Consider the following 17,831-nt stretch of genomic DNA (forward strand, 5'->3'; position numbering starts at 1 on the left):
AAAGCCGCGAATGAGGCCGATCTCACGCCTGCCGGGCGACGTGCGTGGTGTGGATATCCGGCTCGGGATGATGGATCGCCTCCTGAACAATGGCGTCTCGGATTCCTGGCAACCGATGTCGCGGCTGACTGAACCCCCCATTTCACTGAAAGAACTTCGAAAGCCACCCCGGCGCCGCCGCACGATCGAAAACCACGTGCAATTCCGGGCTGAACGAGCCGAATTCGAGCCCATGCTGCGTCGCCAGCAGCGTCAGCGCCTGGCTCGTATAGAACGAAATATGCCCGTTGCGCGGCACGCAGTACCACCATTGCTCGATCCCACGCGCAAGGATCTCCGGCGTGATCAGGGACGTCTGAAACAGCAGTGCGCCGGCGGGCCCCCTGTACCGGATGATGTCGGCGAACAGGCTGCGGGGATCCGGATGATGCTCGAAGACTTCGAACGACAGGATCGCATCGAATTGCCCCTGCGGCGCGACGGGATGGCTGAACGGATCGTACGAGGTCACATCCGCGAACCCGCGCGCGGACAACTTCTTTTCCAGCAGCCCGAGCCCCGAGCCGAAATCGAGAATGCGGTTCTCCCGCATCGACGGAAAGCTCGTGCAGATCAGGTCGGCATGCTGCTGCGGACGATGCTCGAGATACTCCGGATCGTGGCGCGCGTAGTCGTCGTTGTACACGTGACGCGCGAAATCATCGTGCGTCCAGTGGTCGAAGGCCGGCGTGCAGGTGAACCCGCATTGCCTGCACGCGTAGTAGTAGATCGGCACGCCGACGAACGGATCGACTTTTTTCCCGGCGATCATGTCCGCGCCGCAACGCGAGAAATCGACCACGCCGCAGATGTCCGCGTCGGCACCGCACACCTTGCAGGCGATCGTCGCCGGATGATTGGTCAGATGTTCGATCATGTTGCAGTCCCCTGGTTGGTTTCAAGTGCACGCGCCACTGCTCGATCACGTCGTCCCGGCGCCAAGGCTCCGTGCGCCGGAACATCAAGGCCGCCGGATACCACCGCGAATCGTCCCGATCCGCGAACCAGCGCCAGCAGCCGTCGAATCGCGACAGGATCCATGCCGACTCGTTCAGCGCACCGGCCGGGAAATTGATCGGCAATGCTTTGCGACTGCACGCGCGCCGTCGAATCGCGTTCAGATCGGGTTTTCGGGCCTGAGCGGTGTGCGGTCGAGTCCTTGTCGTTCGCTGATCGCTGCCGCTCAGGCCGCCCGACGCGCGTCGCCGGCGTACCGCGCCGCGTCGCGCACGAAGCGTGCGAAGCCCGACTTGTACCACGGCGCGCTCGTCCCGTGCCGCGCACGATACCCGGTTTCCATCGAACATTTGTTAAATAGCTTGAATAGCCGACAACCTGTCGACAATTTGCCTTAACATCCGGCCACACGATCGACCATGGCCTCCGACAAGGACCGCGGTCGCCCTTTCAGCCGCTCGCAAACGGGTGCGGCTTTCATTCGAACGGACGGACGACCATGCTCCAATCACCGGGAGACTCTTTCGTCGGCGGATCGCTGCTCGGCCTGTGCGTCGAGGTGCCGCTCGCCGTGCTCGTTTCGCTGATGATGCATGGCGTCGACTGGAACGGGCCGCGCATCGCGATGCTCGTCGCGACACCCGTGTTGATCGCATGCACCGTGCTGCTGACCCGTCCGGTGGCATTCAGCACGGTATGGAAGCACAAGCGCTCGCCGTTCGAGCTGGACGACAATGTGCGCGCATCCATCTACGGCCGGCTGACCGGCATCGCGCTCGGCCTGGTGTTCGGCATCATGGTCGCGACGACGTTTTCCTGATGACAGGCGTTCGCGCGTAGCACATCGGCCTCGCGCCGCACGGCACCCCGTTGCATAGGAAGATCCCTCCCCCCGTGACCCGGCTCGCGTCCATCGGACGATTCCATCGATCGATATGACCGCGAGCACCGGTCGCCGCGCGTCGCACGGGCTGCGCGTAAAGTTCTGAGCATTTGGCCTTCGGGCGCCGGGATTGCGCCGCGCCACCCGACGCGCCGCGGGTTCGTCCGGCCTTGTCACTGACCGGCGAGACCACTCCGGCTCGGGACGGACCGGCGAGCCGCCTCTACCGCGCCACCCTGATCGAGCATCCGTCCTGCGATCCGCGGCAGAATTTACAAACGCAGCGTCACCCGGCACCGCCCGCGCATGCCGGGCTCATGCCGCACGGCCCTCGGGCCTGGGCGCGCGCGAGGCACGCAGCTTGCTCGTGTCGGCCCGGATATGGCTGCGGCACGGAATCGCCGGCCGCCAACGGCATTGTCTGGTCGTGAGCGATGAAAACTGCATCTCCCCTGCTGGAATCGGCACCGATGCGGGCCGATCACTTCGTCCAGTTCTACGAGTCCGATGCGCAGCTCGTGTCGGAAGTCGCACTGTTCGCGGCCGATGCGCTGCGCGCGGGCGGCAGCGCGATCGTGATCGCGCGACCCGACTGCCTCGCGGCGGTGCACGAACGCCTGCGCACGCTCGGCGCACCGATCGGCCACGCGGCCCGCGAGCGCATCTTCATGTCGAGCGCGCAGACGCTGCTCGACAGCTTCATGGACGGCGACCTCCCTGACCCCGCGCGCTTTCGCCGCTCGATCGGCACGATCGTCGAAGCGGCGGTCCGCGCCGGCCGACCCGTGCATGTGTTCGGCGAAATGGTCGCGCTGCTGTGCGCGCAGGAGCGGTACGCCGGTGCGCTGCGGCTCGAAGCGCTATGGAACGAGCTGATCGAGCAACATCGCTTCTCGCTTTACTGCGGCTATCCGGGCGACGTGTTTCCAAGCGCCGAGCAATCGGAGACGTTCCGCCATGTGTGCGCGCTGCATCGCCGCATCCTGCCCGACGCATCGCTGCGCAACGACGAAAACGAGCTGCACCTGACGCTGGCGCTGTCGCAGCAGCGCTCGCGCGCGCTGAGCGACGAGATCCGCCGTCGCGAGGACGCCGAGCAGCAACGCAATGGCGTCCTGATGCACGCGCCGTTGCCGATCGCGCTGCTGTCGGGCGCCGCACACCGGATCGTGCTCGCGAATCACCGTTTCTCGGAGCTGTGCGGCCGGACCGACATCGTCGACCAGCGGCTGACGTCGGTGCTACCCGGCGGCGATACGCCGGCGATCGTGCGCGCGCTGGAAACCGCCCGCACGCTGGGCCGCTCGACGACGATCAGCGAGCACCGTGACCGGCCCGAGCCGGACGACGCCCGCGTGTACCGGCTGCACTTCAATCCGCAGCCGCTCGCGGACGGGCTCGGCGTGATCGTCAGCGCGGTCGAGGTGACCGAGCACGTCGCCGCGCGCGAGAAGCTCGTCGCCGCGAATGCCGAGCGCGACCGGCTGCTCGGCGAACTTCGTGACGCGAATCAGGCGAAGGATCAGTTTCTCGCGGTGCTCGGCCATGAGCTGCGTAATCCGCTGACGCCGATCTCGCTCGCGCTGGAGCTGATCCGCCATCGCGACGGCCAGGCGACGCCGAACGAGATCGCGATCATCCAGCGGCAGCTCGATCACATGGTCCGGCTGATCGACGATCTGCTCGACGTGTCGCGCATCACGCGCGGCAAGATCACGCTGAAGAAGGAACCCGTGCAGCTCGCGGACATCGTCGACCGCGCGGTCGAGGTCGCGAGCCCGCTGTTCGAGCAGCGCCGTCACCGCCTGCATGTCGACACCGATCCGGACGCGCGCTGCCACGGCGACTCGGTGCGGCTGTCGCAGGTCGTCGCGAACCTGCTGACCAACGCGGCGAAATACACGCTGCCGGGCGGCGACATCACGGTGCGCGCGGCCCGCGGCGCCGACGGCACCGCGCTCGTCGAGGTAAGCGACAACGGCGCCGGCATTCCGCGCGACCGCCTCGACAGCATCTTCGAGCCGTTCTACCGGCTCGACGGCGACGCGAAGCAGGCGCACGGCGGCCTCGGTATCGGCCTCGCGCTCGTGCGCAGTCTCGTCACCCTGCACGGCGGCACGGTGCGCGCGGACAGCGCCGGACCCGGCTGCGGCAGCACGTTTACGATCTCACTGCCCGAGTACCGGCCGAAAGCCGTGGCAATGGCCGCGCCGCAGCCGCCGCACGGCATCCGCGACATGGCGCCGGGCCGCACCGGCCGGCGCGTGATGCTGGTCGACGACAACGAGGATGCCGCGTCGACACTCGCGCAATGGCTGCGCGAGGCCGGTCACGAAGTCGCCGTCGTGCACGACCCGGTGACCGCGCTGGCCGCGTACCGCGCTTACCGTCCCGACGTCGCGATCCTCGACATCGGGCTGCCGGTGATGGACGGCTATGAACTGCTGAGGCGGCTGAAGGCGATCAACGAAGTCACGCCGTGCATCTTTCTCGCGCTGACCGGCTATGGCCGCAACGCGGATCGCGAACGCTGTCTCGCGACCGGGTTTCTGGAGCATTTCGTGAAACCGGTCGACCCGGCCGCACTTCATCTCGCGATGAGCCCGCCCAACCCGAACGGCGATTCGCACGACGGCGCCGGAGCGGAAGCCGGACGCTGAACGGGGCACGGGACACCGGGCACGCAGCCAACCTACGCTCGGAAAGCGTCGTGCGGCTCAGTTCTCCGCGGAATAACGGATCGACGTCAGGCCAGCCAATTCGGCGATCCGGATCAATTGAGGCAGCATCGCATCGGCATTGGTCGGTTCGCGCCACGCTACGAACAGTTCCTCTTCGCGCGCCGCACGCGCGGCCGTTTCGCGAAAACCGCGCGTGCGGCACGCGAAGCCAGCGTCGCGCAGCCCGGTCGTCAGACGCTCGCGCGCCGGCGAGCCGAATTCGTACTCGATCGTGATCAGTGCCGTCCTGACGCGCCGCACGCGCTGCTCGACCAGCCGCAGCGGCCACACGACGAGGAGTCCGAGCACGAGTCCGAGCGCGCCGAGCGACAACTGTCCGCCGCCGATGCACAGACCGACCACGGTCACGAACCACAGCGTCGCGGCTGTCGTCACGCCGGATACGAGGCCGTCGCGATGCAGGATCGCGCCGCCGCCGATAAAGCCCATCCCGGTCAGGATGCCGAGCGGCAGGCGCATCAGGTCGAGCACCGAGAACGCGCCCTGCGGCTTGCCGGCCTGCAGCAGCAACGCATTGACCTGAAGCATCGACAGGCACGCGGCAAGGCAGACGAGGATCGTCGTGCGCAGCCCGGCCGTCTTGCCGGATTCGCTGCGATCGAGACCGATCAGCCCGCCCGCGACCAGCGCGAGGGCGATCCTGACGAGGACCGCATCCCACTGAAGTACGACCGGCATCGGCTCCATGCGCGCCTCCCTCCCAATTCGTCATGTGTGACACGTCGCGGTGCGGCCGCGGGCGGCGCTTGCGGGGCGCAAGGTTCGGGCCCGACCTGTTTGTGGAATGACGGACGCGCGCCGCGCGGGCCGTCGACGACGACGTTGGCCCACTGACCGTGATCGCCGCCGGCGGATAACCGTCGGCGCCATGCGTCCTCGCCGGCCTGGCCGGCTCGACACTTTTTCGTATTCGATTGGATACGAAGGCGGTTTCAACATACAGCTCTACGAGCTTTTGTTCCCGTTCGGGTACGAAACGATGTTCCGAGTCCTTTTACTGGACTTTCGTTCCTGTACGGATACGAAATGCTGCTCAGGCCGTCGAGTTGTGCAATACTGTTCCCGATCAGATACGAAGTACGGAGAACGTCATGTCGGAGTCCCAGTCCGTCGACACGATCGGCGCGCTCGCCCACCTCATCCGCGCGGCGCGGCTCCAGCAGGGGTTCACGCGCGACGAACTCGCGAACGCGACCGGGCTGTCGCCGAAATTCATCAGCCAGGTGGAAGCCGGCAAGCCGACCGCGCAAATCGGCAAGGTCATGATGCTGCTCGGCGAGCTGGGCGTGCGCCTGTACGCCGAGTCGTCGGTCGAGATTTCGGAAGCCACCGCGCTGAAGGCCGCGCAACGCCGCAGGAGCAGCCATGGCGGCTAGAACGCTGATCGCCTCCGCCAACGGCGAGCGCATGGGCACGCTGACCGACGACAAAGGCATCTGGTCGTTCGCGTACGACCCGCAATGGCTCGCGTCCCCGACCGCCTACCCGCTGTCGCCGGCGTTCGCGCTGCGCGCCGGCACCTTCACCGATACGTCTACCGATCGCCCGGTCCAGTGGTTCTTCGACAACCTGCTGCCGGAGGAAGGCATGCGCACGTCGCTCGCGCGCGAGGCGAAGGTCGATGCCGCCGACGCGTGGGGCCTGCTCGCGTACTTCGGGCGCGAATCGGCCGGCGCGCTGACGCTGCTGGCCGACGGCGAACAGGAAGCGCCCGGCAGCCTGCAGCCACTGCCGCTCGACGAGCTCGAACGTCGGATCCAGGCAATGCCCGAGCGCGCGCTGACGGCCACCGCACCCAAGCGCATGTCGGCGGCCGGCGCGCAGCAGAAGCTGCTGGTGGTGCTTCGCGGCAACGCATCCGACTACACGCTGTACGAGCCGGTCGGCAGCGAGCCGTCGATGCACCTGCTCAAGCCGGACATGCGCGCGGCCGGCTACCCGCACTCGGCGATCAACGAATTCTTCTGCATGAAGCTCGCGAAGCGGATGGGGCTCGACGTGCCCGACGTGCACTTCCTGCGCGCGCCATCCGCGTGCTACGTGATCGACCGGTTCGACCGCGACGTCGCGTCGGCGCCGGCCGGGCGCGTGCATACGATCGACGCGATGCAGCTGCTCAACTACGACCGCGGCTTCAAGTACCAGCGCGCGAATGCGCAGGAGCTTGCCCGCGCGATCGACCGCACCAGCACGCGCGCGCTGGCACGCCTGTCGGTATTCCGCTGGACCGTGTTCAACGTGGTGGTCGGCAATGCCGACGCGCACCTGAAGAACCTGTCGTTCTTCGTCGACGCGCGCGGTTACCGGCTTGCGCCGTTCTATGACATCGTCAGCACGGTCGTGTATCACACGCCGACGCACCGGCCCGACCATCGTGGCGATCATTGGCCGCACTGCGAACTGACGATGCCGCTCGGCACCGCGACGCGATTTGTCGATATCGATGTGGATGCGCTGATCGCGTTCGGACAGGCAATCGGGCTCAGGGACAAGGCGGCGGAGAGCGAGCTGAGGCGCTTTCTCGAACCGCTCGATCGCCACGTCGCGCAGACGCTCGATGACGTGCGGGCAATCGCGCGCCCGGACGCCGGCGAGACGCGGTTGCTGAATTCGATCTCGGCGATGCCGATCGCCGAGATGGGGCGCGCGCTTCGGCGGACGCGCGATTGAGCAGGGACGCGCAGGCGGCGTCCGCCCTGCATCCTGCTCCGATCTCGTCCGGGACTTCGACGCGCGCGCGTCACGCACCTCGCTACCGCAGCGCCGCCCCTTCCGACCGAACATGCCGGAGGGTCGGCCGGGATTCGCGAAATTTTCGCCAAAAAGTACTTAAGCGGCTGATTTAAACGAAAAATATATTGACGGGTCGAGCGGCGGAGCTTTGCGATGAAGGTCCAGCAGATATGACCCGAGCCGATTGATGTGGTCGCGGCGATACGGCGACAGCGCCTGCAGTACGTCGGCGTCGACGGGATGCCCCTTCTCCTGCAGCGCTTTCAGCGTCCTCGACATCCATTGCACGTTGTAGAGGATCACCATGTTCGCGACAAGCTGGTTGTATTTGATGACCTTGCGCCGCTCGTGCCGGAGATTTTCCGCAATGACTTCGCCGCCGAACATCAGCCATTTCGAGAAGTCGTTGAACTGCTCGCTCTTGTTGGTCGCCGCGTGAATCGTTTGGCGCATCTCCGGGTCGTTGATGTAGCGCAGCAGGAACATCGTCCGGATCACGCGACCGAGCTCGCGAAACGCGAAGTACAGCTTGTTCTTCACACTCCCAGAGCCAAGCCGTCGCAGGATCGTCGAGGGCATCATTCGGCCGGCCTTGATTGAGATCGCGACGCGGAGCATGTCCGGGAAATGCCGCTCGATCAAGGACCAATCGATGCTTGCGCGAAACAGTGACTCGATGTGTTTGTAGCGTCGGCGGCGATCGGGCTAGTAGCGCGGCGGCGTTGCTGCTGAATGACGCCGAAGGCGACGCCGGAGACATCGGGTTGCCGCGTATGGGATGATGCCGGCCTCTCAGGTTCTGGCCGGGTTCCCCGACCTACTGGAACATTTTCAAGCCGACGCGTTTGCGTCGGCTTTTTTTCGTTCGGCTTTCCGCTGCACGCCAGCAACGTGCCTCGTCAATCGGACGCGTCTGAAAACCGGAATTTGTCTTTTTCCGTCAACGGCTTGGAAATTGTTGACAGTCGTCTTTCGGGGATTTAGTAAGCTCGCGCAAAATAATCCAACGAATAGGCGCGGGCCGCGTCGGCAAGAATGAACAAAAATACGCATCGCCTGGTGTATTCCAGGCTTCGGGGTATGGTGGTGGCCGTTGCGGAGACGGCGACGGCTGAGGGCAAATCGGCAACCGGTGAGGCGCGCGCACGGCGGCGCTCATCGATGTCGGGCACACGCGCCGTAGTCGCGGGCGTTGCCGCGTTCGGCATGCTGCCTGCCCTGTCCGATGCGCAGATCGTTCCGACGCCGGGCACCAGCACGCATGTGATCCAGACGCCGAACGGCTTGCCTCAGGTCAACGTGGCGCGTCCCTCGAGTGCAGGCGTATCGGTCAACACCTACAACCAGTTCGACGTACAGCGCGCTGGCGCAATCCTGAACAACTCGGCCACGATGGTCCAGACCCAGCAGGCGGGCTGGATCAACGGCAATCCGAATTACGGCGCCGGGCAGGCCGCACGGATCATCGTCAACCAGGTCAACAGTCCGAACCCCTCTCAAGTTCGCGGCGCTTTGGAGATCGCAGGCGCTCGCGCGGAGCTCATCCTGGCGAATCCGTCCGGGATCTTCGTGGACGGCGGAACCTTCCTGAATACCAGCCGCGCGACCTTGACGACCGGCGTGCCGTACTACGGCGCCGATGGTTCGCTCGCCGGATACAACGTCAACCGCGGGCTCGTGACCGTCTCGGGCGCCGGCTTGAACGCAACCGGTACCGATCAGGTGGACCTTATCGCCCGCGCTGTACAGGTCAATTCCGCCATCTATGCGAAGAACCTGAACGTGATCGCAGGCGCGTCCCAGGTCAATCGCGACACGCTTGCCGCGACACCGATCGCCGGCGACGGCTCCGCTCCGGCGGTCGCGATCGACGTGAGCCAGTTGGGCGGCATGTATAGCAATAGAATCGTCCTCGCCTCGAACGAGAACGGCGTGGGAGTGGCCAACGCCGGTACCATCGCCGCACAGGCCGGTGACCTGACGCTGCAGTCGAACGGCCGGCTCTTGCTGACGGGCAAGACCACGGCGAGCGGCAACCTCGCACTGTCGGCTGCCGGTGGCATCCAGAACAGCGGCACGACATACGCGCAACAGTCGGCGTCGGTGAATACCGCCGCCGATCTGACGAACACCGGGACACTCGCCGCGCAACAGAATACGACCGTGAACGCGGGCAGCGTCAACTCGACGGGCACGCTCGGCGCGGGCGTGAACAACGACGGCTCCGTCGGACGCGGCGGCGATCTGAACGTGACGGCGTCGGGCCAGCTGAGCGCGACCGGCCAGAACGTCGCGGGCGGCAATGCGTCGCTGACCGGCGGCAACGTGAATCTCTCCGGTAGCCAGACCGCGGCGAACGGCAATCTGTCGCTGAGCGCGACAGCCGGCGATGTGAATCTCGCAAACGCGACGACGAGCGCCCAAGGGGCTGTCTCGGCGAACGCGTCGGGCACGGTGATCAACGATCACGGCAGCCTGTCGAGCGGCGGCAGCACCATGCTTTCCGGCGGCAGCCTCTCGAACCAGGGCGGCAAGGTCTCGTCGCAAGGCCCGCTGTCGGTCAACGTGGCCGGCCAGGTTGCCAACCAGTCCGGCGAACTGGTCTCCGAAAGCACGGCGGACGTGCGCGGTGGCGCCATCGCGAACAATCAAGGCACGATCCAGAGCGCCGGGCACGCGTCGGTCGACGGGATCACGATCGACAACACGGCGGGCCGGATCACTTCGCTGAACGGTGACGGGCTGACGCTGAGCGCAACCGGTCAACTGACGAACGCGGCGGGTACGACGGCAAACGGTGCGCAAGGCGGCGTCATCGGCGGCAACGGTGACGTGTCGGTCCAGGGCGCAAACGTTGTCAACCGCGGCGCGATCACGTCCAATACGAATCTGCGTGTTGCGGGCGAGTCGGTCGACAACGGTAGCGGCACGCTGCAGGCCGCCCAGGCCGTCGTGGTCGATGCCGACGCGCACCTGGCGAACAGCGGTGGTTCGATTGTCGGCCAGACGGCGACGCTCAGCGGCACGACGCTCGACAACAGCGCCGGCACCGTGCAGGCTGCTCAGGTCTCGTTGAACGCAACCGATGTCGTGAACCACGGCGGCACCATCACGCAGACCGGCGCCGGCGCAATGGCCGTCAACGTGTCGGGCACGTTCGACAATTCCAGCCGCGGCACGCTGCAGACCAATAGCACCGACCTGACGCTCGCGCCAGCAGTGCTGAAGAACGACGGCGGCACCATCACCCATGCCGGCACCGGCGCGCTGACGCTCGGTAGCCAATCCGGCTCGCTATCAAACGTCGGCGGCTCGATCGCGAGTAACGGCCGAGTCGTCGCGCAAACCGGCACGCTGAACAACGCGTCGGGCTCGATCAGCGCGCAGAACGGATTGGCGGCAACCGTCGCCGGCACGCTGAACAATGCAGGCGGCAAGCTGTTGTCGAACACGGACGTGAGCGTCACCAGCGGTACGCTGGCGAATGACAGCGGTCAGATCGGCGCCAGCACGAACGCGACGATCCACACGGGTTCGATGACGAACCAGAGTGGCTCGATCGTCGCGCCGAACCTGTCGGTCACGGCCGATTCGACGCTCGACAACAGCAGCGGCAAACTCGAAGCGAACCAGCTCACGCTGACAGCCGCGACCCTCGCGAACCGCGGCGGCACCATCACGCAGTACGGTTCGTCGGCGATGGGCATGAACGTCATCGGCACGCTCGACAACTCGGCCGCCGGCGTAATCCAGACCAACAGTACGGACCTGACGCTCACGCCGGCCGAGCTGAACAACGCGGGCGGCACCATTACGCATGCCGGCGCGGGCACGCTGACAATCGCACCGGGCAACGGAGCCAGCGCGCTGAACAACGCGTCGGGCACCATCGTGACGAAGGGGCAAGCCGTCGTCAACGCCAGCAGCTGGAACAATGCGAGCGGCATCCTGGCGGCGCAACGCGGCATCAACGCCACGATTTCGGGCGACGTGAACAACGCGCAGGGACTGCTGCGGTCGGATACCTCGTTCTCGCTGACGAGCGGCGGCGCTCTGTCGAACCGCAGCGGCCACATTCAGGCCGGGCAATCGACCGCGGGCGATGCCAGTACGCTCAACATTCAATCGGCCTCGATCAACAATGCGGACGGCGCCATTGTCGACCTCGGCGCCGGCAAGATGACCGTACAGGGCGGCAGCCAGATCACGAACAGCCACGCCGGCGGCGTATCGGGCATGGGCGCCATCACCGGCAACGGCGACGTGACGGTCAGCGCGGCGTCGATCAGCAACACGCAGGGCGGCCAGCTCAGCGGCGCTGCGCTGCATGTCCAGGGCAATACCCTCGACAACAGCGGCGGCACCATTGGCAATGTCGCGAACTCGAGCGGCAATGTCGACGTGACGACGAGCGGCGCGATCACCAACGCGAGCGGGCAAATCAGCTCGACGCACGACCTGACGGTGACGGCGGCGACGCTGCAAGGCGGTGGCACCTACAGCGCCGCGCATGACGCGAACGTGAACCTGCAGGGCGATTACACGGCGGCGGCCGACACGCAGTTCAACGTCGGGCACGATCTCACCTTCACGCTGCCCGGCACCTTCACGAACAATGCGAACCTGCAGTCTGTCAACGACCTGAGTGTCAATGCGGGCAATATCGTGAACGTCGGTGCCTTGACGGCTGGCGGCCTGCTGCACACGCAATCGGCCAACCTGACCAATACGGGTGCACTCGTGGGTGCCAGCGCGTCACTCAACGCAACGGGTACGATCTCGAACCTCGGACCGACCGCGCTGATTGGCGCATCGGACAGCAACGGCACGCTCGAGCTCCTCGCGCACGACATCGAGAACCGCGACGACACGAGCGCGGCCGATACGATGGCCACGACCGCCATCTTCGGCATGGGCAAGGTCGTGCTGGCGGGCGGCAAGGACTCGAGCGGTAACTACAGGAACGCGGCGCTGGTGAACAACGCGTCGGCGCTGATCCAGTCGGGCGGTAACATGGAGCTGCACGCCGACAAGATCACGAACACACGCCGCGTGATGACGACCTCGACCAGTTCGATCGATCCATCGCTGCTCGGGCAGTTCGGGATTCCGATCAGCGGCCGCACGGGCCAGATCGGCGTGAAGGATCCGGACAGCATCGGCGGCGTCTACACCGAGCCGCCCCACGGCGGTCAGTGGAACAGCACGTATCAGTTCACGACCTACTACGCGGACAGCGCGACGGCGACGACCGTGACAGGCATCAGTGCGGCCGGCCAGATCGTGTCGGGCGGGAACATCGACGCGTCGTCGGTCGGCACGCTGCAGAATTACTGGAGCAATATCGCGGCAGTCGGCGACATCAAGATTCCGTCGCACTACGACGCGGACGGTTGGGTGGCGTCCGGGCAAAAACTGCCGGGCGTGACAGTCTCCTACTCGGGGCAGTATCACTACAACAACTACGACAATTCCGAGCACGACTGGCAACTGCCGTTCGGCAACGCGCCGTTCGTCGGCAGTCGCCCGGGCGGCTATACGCAGGCGGCACCGGCGTCGATCAAGGATTACAAGCTGCCGGGCTACGACTCGACGTTGAGTTCGAACGGCACGATTTCGGGAACGGGCGTCAGTGTCAACAACACGGCGGGTAATGCATCGATTCCGTCACTCGGTCTGCTGCCCGGGCAGTCGGTGCCCGGCCTGACGCCTGGCAACCTGAGCGGTAGCGCGAGCGGTGCGAAATCGGGGGCGTCGGCAGTGCATGGCGGTCCGTCGGCGCCGGTCGACCCGATCATCGCCAGCGCGACGGCGCTGAACGTCCTGAACAACCTCACCATTCCGCAGGGCGGCCTGTTCAAGCCGACGACTGCGCCGAATGCGAGCTACGTGATCGAGACGAACCCGGCGTTCACGAACCAGAAGAATTTCATCTCGAGCGACTACTTCTTCGGTCAGCTCGGCGTCGACCTCACGCACATCCCGAAACGCCTCGGCGACGGTTTCTACGAGCAGCAGCTTGTGCGCAACGAAGTGACCGCGCTGACCGGCAAGGCGGTGCTTGGGCCGTACGCAGACCTGCAGACCATGTATCAGTCGCTGATGGCGGCCGGCGCGGATCTGTCGAAGTCGCTTGATCTGCCGATCGGCGCGAGCCTGTCGGCGGAACAGCTGTCGAAGCTGACCAGCAACGTGATCATGATGGAGACGCGCGTGGTCGACGGCAAGTCGGTGCTGGTGCCCGTCGTGTATCTCGCGAAGGCCAGCCAGCAGAACATCGACGGACCGTTGATTAGCGCGACGAACATCGATTTCCAGAACGCACAGTCATTCACGAACAGCGGCACGATCAAGGCGGACAAAACGCTGGCAATTCAGGGCAAGCAGATCGACAACGCATTCGGCGCGCTGCAAAGCGGCGGGCTGATGTCGCTGAAGACCGAGAACAACATCGACCTGACGTCGGCCAATGTGAAGGCCGGCAGCCTGCAGCTGGATGCCGGGAAAGACCTGATTCTCGATACGGCGACGAAGACGAACACGCGGGTGAGCCGCGACGGCGCGACGAGCGTGGTGACCACGCTCGGGCCGACCGCCAAACTCGACGTCGCAGGCGACGCGTCGATCGTGACCGGCGGCAACTTCCAGCAGAACGCGGGCAGCCTGTCGGTTGGTGGCAATCTCGGCATGAATGTTGGCGGCAACTGGGATCTCGGCGCGGTGCAGACCGGCGAGCACAAGATCGTGCAGCGCGCGAACGGCGTGTCGAATACCGACATCAACAAAGTGACCGGCAGCTCGGTGCAGGTTGGCGGCGCTTCACTGATCGGCGTTGGCGGCGATCTTACCGCCAAGGGCGCACAGATCGACCTCGGCCAGGGTGGCACGATCGCGGCGCAGGGCAACGTGACGCTCGGCGCCGCAACCGCGACCTCGACTGTGAACAGCAACAGTTCGGGCAGCGACAGTCACGGCAGCTATGCGGAGACGCTGCATACGTTGGATCAAGCACTGACCGGGACGACGCTCAAGGGCGGCGACACGGTGAATATCGTGTCGGGCAAGGACATTACCGTAAACGGCAGTGCGATTAGCCTCGACAAGGGCAACGCGAACCTGCTGGCGGCCGGCAACGTGAATATCGGCGCGGCGACCGAAACGCATGAGCTGAACTCACACGAGACGCATAGCCACAGCAACGTCGTGAGCGGCGTGAAGGTCGCGAGCGGGATCGACCAGACGATGACGCTGAATCAGGGTAGTCTCGTATCAGCGGACGGTGTGAACATCGTCAGTGGGAAGGACGTCAATGTTCAGGGCAGTACCATCGTCGGAACGAACGACGTTGCACTCACGGCCGCGCGTAACGTGACGGTTACGACGTCGCAGGATACCTTGCAGTCGTCGAGCTACTACGACAAGAAGGAGTCCGGGCTGATGTCGGGCGGTGGCCTGTCTGTGTCGATCGGCAGCAGTTCGCTGAAGACGACCAGTCAGACGACCGAGGTGTCGAACAACGCCAGTTCGATCGGTTCGCTGAAGGGCAACATCAGCATCACCGCTGGAAACGACCTGCACGTGACGGGAAGCGACCTGATCGCAGCGAAGAATCTCAGCGGCACTGGCGCAAACGTGACGATCGACGCCGCGCAGGACACGAACCACCGCGGAGAGACGCAGGAAGTGTCGAAGAGCGGCCTGACGCTGGCGCTGAAGGCGCCGGTAATCGACGCGGTGTCGAATGCGGTGGGTCAATCGCGTGCGTCCAGTAATAGCCAGGATGGCCGTGCAGCGGCGCTGCACGGGATGGCCGCGGCCAGCGCGGCGTGGGATGCAAACGTAGCCGCAGGCGATCTGGTTAGATCGCTGGGGGCTGGCGAGACGCCGCAGTTCAAGGTCGAGGTCAGCGTCGGCAGCAGCCATAGCAAGAGTGCATTTACCGAGAACAGCGTGACGAATCGCGGCTCGAACGTGAATGCGGGCGGAACGGTGGCATTTGCGGCAACGGGGAACGGGCAGCCGGGTAGCGGCAATGTGACGATCGCCGGCTCTAACGTGAACGCGAACGATGTGATTCTTGCGGCGAAAAATCAGGTCAATATCGTCGATACGACGGACACCGACTCGACGCGCAGCACGAATGAATCGAAGAGCGCGAGCGTGGGCGTGTCGGTTGGCACGGGTGGGTTCGGTGTTTCCGCTGCGATGTCGAAGGCCAACGGCGACGGCAACAGCGATCTGGCCACGCAGAACAACAGTCATATGAATGCGGCAAACGGCGTCACGATCATCTCGGGCGGCGATACGAATATCATCGGCTCGAATGTGAAGGGCAATCAGGTGAACGCCGATGTGGGCGGGAATCTGAACATCGCGAGTGTGCAGGATACGATGTCGAGCGCGGCGCATCAGTCGAGTTCTGGCGGCGGCTTCAGCATCAGTCAGGGCGGCGCCAGTGCGAGCTTCAGCCAGAGCAAGGGCAATGCGTCGGGCAGTTATGCGGGCGTTAATGAACAAGCCGGGATTCAGGCGGGTGACGGCGGCTTCAATATCAACGTCACCGGCAATACCGACCTGAAAGGCGGGCTGATTGCGAGCGCCGCCGATGCGTCGAAGAATTCGCTGACGACGGGTTCCCTCTCCTACTCCGACATCCAGAACCAGTCGCACTACGACGCGAGCTCGAGCGGCTTCAGCGCGGGCGCGACGACCGGCGACGGCGGGATGAACTACAGCACGCACGGCAGCACGTCGGGCAAGAATGCCGGTGGTGCCGCGCCCATGCTCGGCCAGAACGACAGCGGCAGCGACAGTGCGACGACGAAGAGCGGCGTCAGCGCCGGAACGGTCACGATCACGGATTCGGCGAACCAGAAGCAGGATGTGGCGAGCTTGAACCGCGATACGACGAACACGAATGGTACGGTTGCCAAACTGCCCGACATGCAGAATCTGCTGGCCAAACAGGCGGACATGATGGCAGCGGCGAGCGCGGCCGGTGAGGCGGTGTCTCGCCGGATCGGGGACTACGCGGACAAGATGATGAAGGACGCGGCGGCCAACGGCGACCAGGCAGGCGTCGACGCGTGGAAGGAAGGCGGAGCGAACCGCGCACTGATGCAAGGCGCGGGCGCGGCGCTGGTGTCCGGACTGGCTGGCGGCAACGCAGTAGGCGGCGCTGCCGGCGCGGCGATTGCATCGATCGCATCGGGCAAGCTGAACGAGCTGAGCAGCGCGATCGCCGGCAGCGATCCGACCGGCAACGCCAATATGAATCAGGCGCTGGGCAACATCGTGGCGAACGCGCTTGCGACTGGGGCCGGCGCCGCCGTGGGTGGGGAGTCGGAGGCGTTCTCGGGCTACAACGTGGATCGCTTCAATCGGCAGTTGCATCCGGACGAATACGCGCGGGCGAAAAAGGATGCGAAGATCGTGGCAGAGAAGCTGGGAATCAGCGTGCAGGAAGCCGAAGGGCGAATTGTGGCTGAAATCCTGCGCAATTCCGACGAGCAGACAGCAGAAGCGTCTGGCGGCAAACACGATTGGGAAATTCGTAGCATTGTTGGTTGCCAAAGCCTGAATTGCGACGGGCCCAAGAATGATCCTCAGTATGCGAATCATGATTACAACAGCCAGTACATCAAACCAAACCAGGACGCGTACAACGCCGGGCAGCAGCAGCTTGACACAGGGCTGACCGATGCAGAATTGCGTAATCAGAATATCGCATATGAGCGTACTGGAAAAACCGCGATTGCGGCGACCGCTTGTATAGTTTCTGGAGGTACTGCATGTAAAGCAGCGGTGACTGGGCTTGGAATCACTGGTTTGATCAATTACGCTACGGGTAAGCCTGTTACCACGGCAGAGGCTATCGGCGGCTTTCTCGGTGGAGGACTCGGTGGAATCTATGGCGCTAACCTAAGTGCATGGGCCGGAGAAGCAAGTGGATGGATTGAAAAAGCTGTGCTGGGCGCAACCAAGGCTGCTCCTACATACGCAGGCAAGCAGACTGGAATTCCGCTCGGAAATGCTACTGGACTAGGTGGGTCGGTCGATCCGCTGGTTGATCCGGCAACGAATTCGTGGTGGGGGTTCAAGAACACTTTGGAAAACTTTGGAGTTAAGAAATAATGAACTTCGGGATAGGGGTTGTTTTTATTACTCTGGGTTCGATGTTCGTGACATGGCTTATGTTCGGCGCAAGAAAAGTCGAATCAAGAAAGGAAAAATTTTTGTATTGGCTTAAATCAACCGCATTCTTGTGGGTGGCATTGATTTTATGGGTATCGTACATGGAGCCGAATATTAGCCTCGCCATTTCAGCGGGAGTAAGCCTGGTTTTTTCGGCATTGGCGAATCTCTTGAGATCGCAGTGGGTTTTTATGCTCCCTTGAAAAATAGACGTTGTTGCATCAATCTGCCGGGGCGAGCCGGATTGATGTTTTCACACAGATCGATTGAAGGTGATGCATCGA

The 17,831-nt window shown here is 64.3% G+C and carries 7 protein-coding genes and 1 pseudogene; 5 read left to right on the forward strand and 3 right to left on the reverse strand.

Annotated features, from left to right (window positions below; genetic code table 11):
• Positions 1-142: 142 nt before the first annotated feature.
• On the reverse strand, positions 143-916 hold the full coding sequence (locus BTE28158_RS14175; RefSeq protein WP_151047986.1) for a class I SAM-dependent methyltransferase: 774 nt from the start codon (positions 914-916) through the stop codon (positions 143-145).
• Between the two features lie 579 nt (positions 917-1,495).
• On the opposite strand from BTE28158_RS14175, the gene BTE28158_RS14180 reads away from it, so the two are divergent.
• Together BTE28158_RS14180 and BTE28158_RS14185 are read left to right on the forward strand one after the other, a co-directional pair.
• The gene (locus tag BTE28158_RS14180; protein ID WP_124625365.1) at positions 1,496-1,816 is read left to right on the forward strand and encodes a hypothetical protein; all 321 of its coding nucleotides are present in this window, start codon (positions 1,496-1,498) and stop codon (positions 1,814-1,816) included.
• A gap of 533 nt (positions 1,817-2,349) precedes the next feature.
• Complete coding sequence (locus BTE28158_RS14185) at positions 2,350-4,539, forward strand: hybrid sensor histidine kinase/response regulator (protein WP_151047985.1); 2,190 nt, start codon at positions 2,350-2,352, stop codon at positions 4,537-4,539.
• Between the two features lie 57 nt (positions 4,540-4,596).
• Here BTE28158_RS14185 and BTE28158_RS14190 read toward each other — a convergent pair whose 3' ends face one another.
• Positions 4,597-5,307, reverse strand: a complete 711-nt coding sequence (locus BTE28158_RS14190) for an MgtC/SapB family protein (protein ID WP_124901604.1) — start codon at positions 5,305-5,307, stop codon at positions 4,597-4,599.
• A 404-nt stretch (positions 5,308-5,711) separates the two neighbouring features.
• Between BTE28158_RS14190 and BTE28158_RS14195 the strand changes: the two genes are divergently transcribed.
• Positions 5,712-5,996: a helix-turn-helix domain-containing protein gene (locus BTE28158_RS14195; RefSeq protein WP_059602554.1), complete on the forward strand. Its 285-nt coding sequence runs from the start codon at positions 5,712-5,714 to the stop codon at positions 5,994-5,996.
• Entirely contained in the window at positions 5,986-7,290 is a 1,305-nt protein-coding gene (locus BTE28158_RS14200; RefSeq protein WP_151047984.1) for a HipA domain-containing protein, read from the forward strand. Before BTE28158_RS14195 ends, BTE28158_RS14200 begins: the two co-directional genes overlap by 11 nt.
• Positions 7,291-7,449: 159 nt before the next feature.
• Here the strand turns inward: BTE28158_RS14200 and BTE28158_RS14205 are convergent.
• Positions 7,450-8,058 (reverse strand): annotated as a pseudogene (locus tag BTE28158_RS14205) (Tn3 family transposase); the annotation flags it as partial.
• 330 nt (positions 8,059-8,388) lie between these two features.
• On the opposite strand from BTE28158_RS14205, the gene BTE28158_RS14210 reads away from it, so the two are divergent.
• Positions 8,389-17,487 (forward strand): hemagglutinin repeat-containing protein, encoded by a 9,099-nt coding sequence (locus BTE28158_RS14210; RefSeq protein ID WP_174919929.1) that lies wholly within the window; start codon positions 8,389-8,391, stop codon positions 17,485-17,487.
• Positions 17,488-17,831 lie beyond the last annotated feature (344 nt).

The sequence above is a fragment of the Burkholderia diffusa genome (assembly GCF_902499115.1).
Lineage (GTDB): Bacteria > Pseudomonadota > Gammaproteobacteria > Burkholderiales > Burkholderiaceae > Burkholderia > Burkholderia diffusa.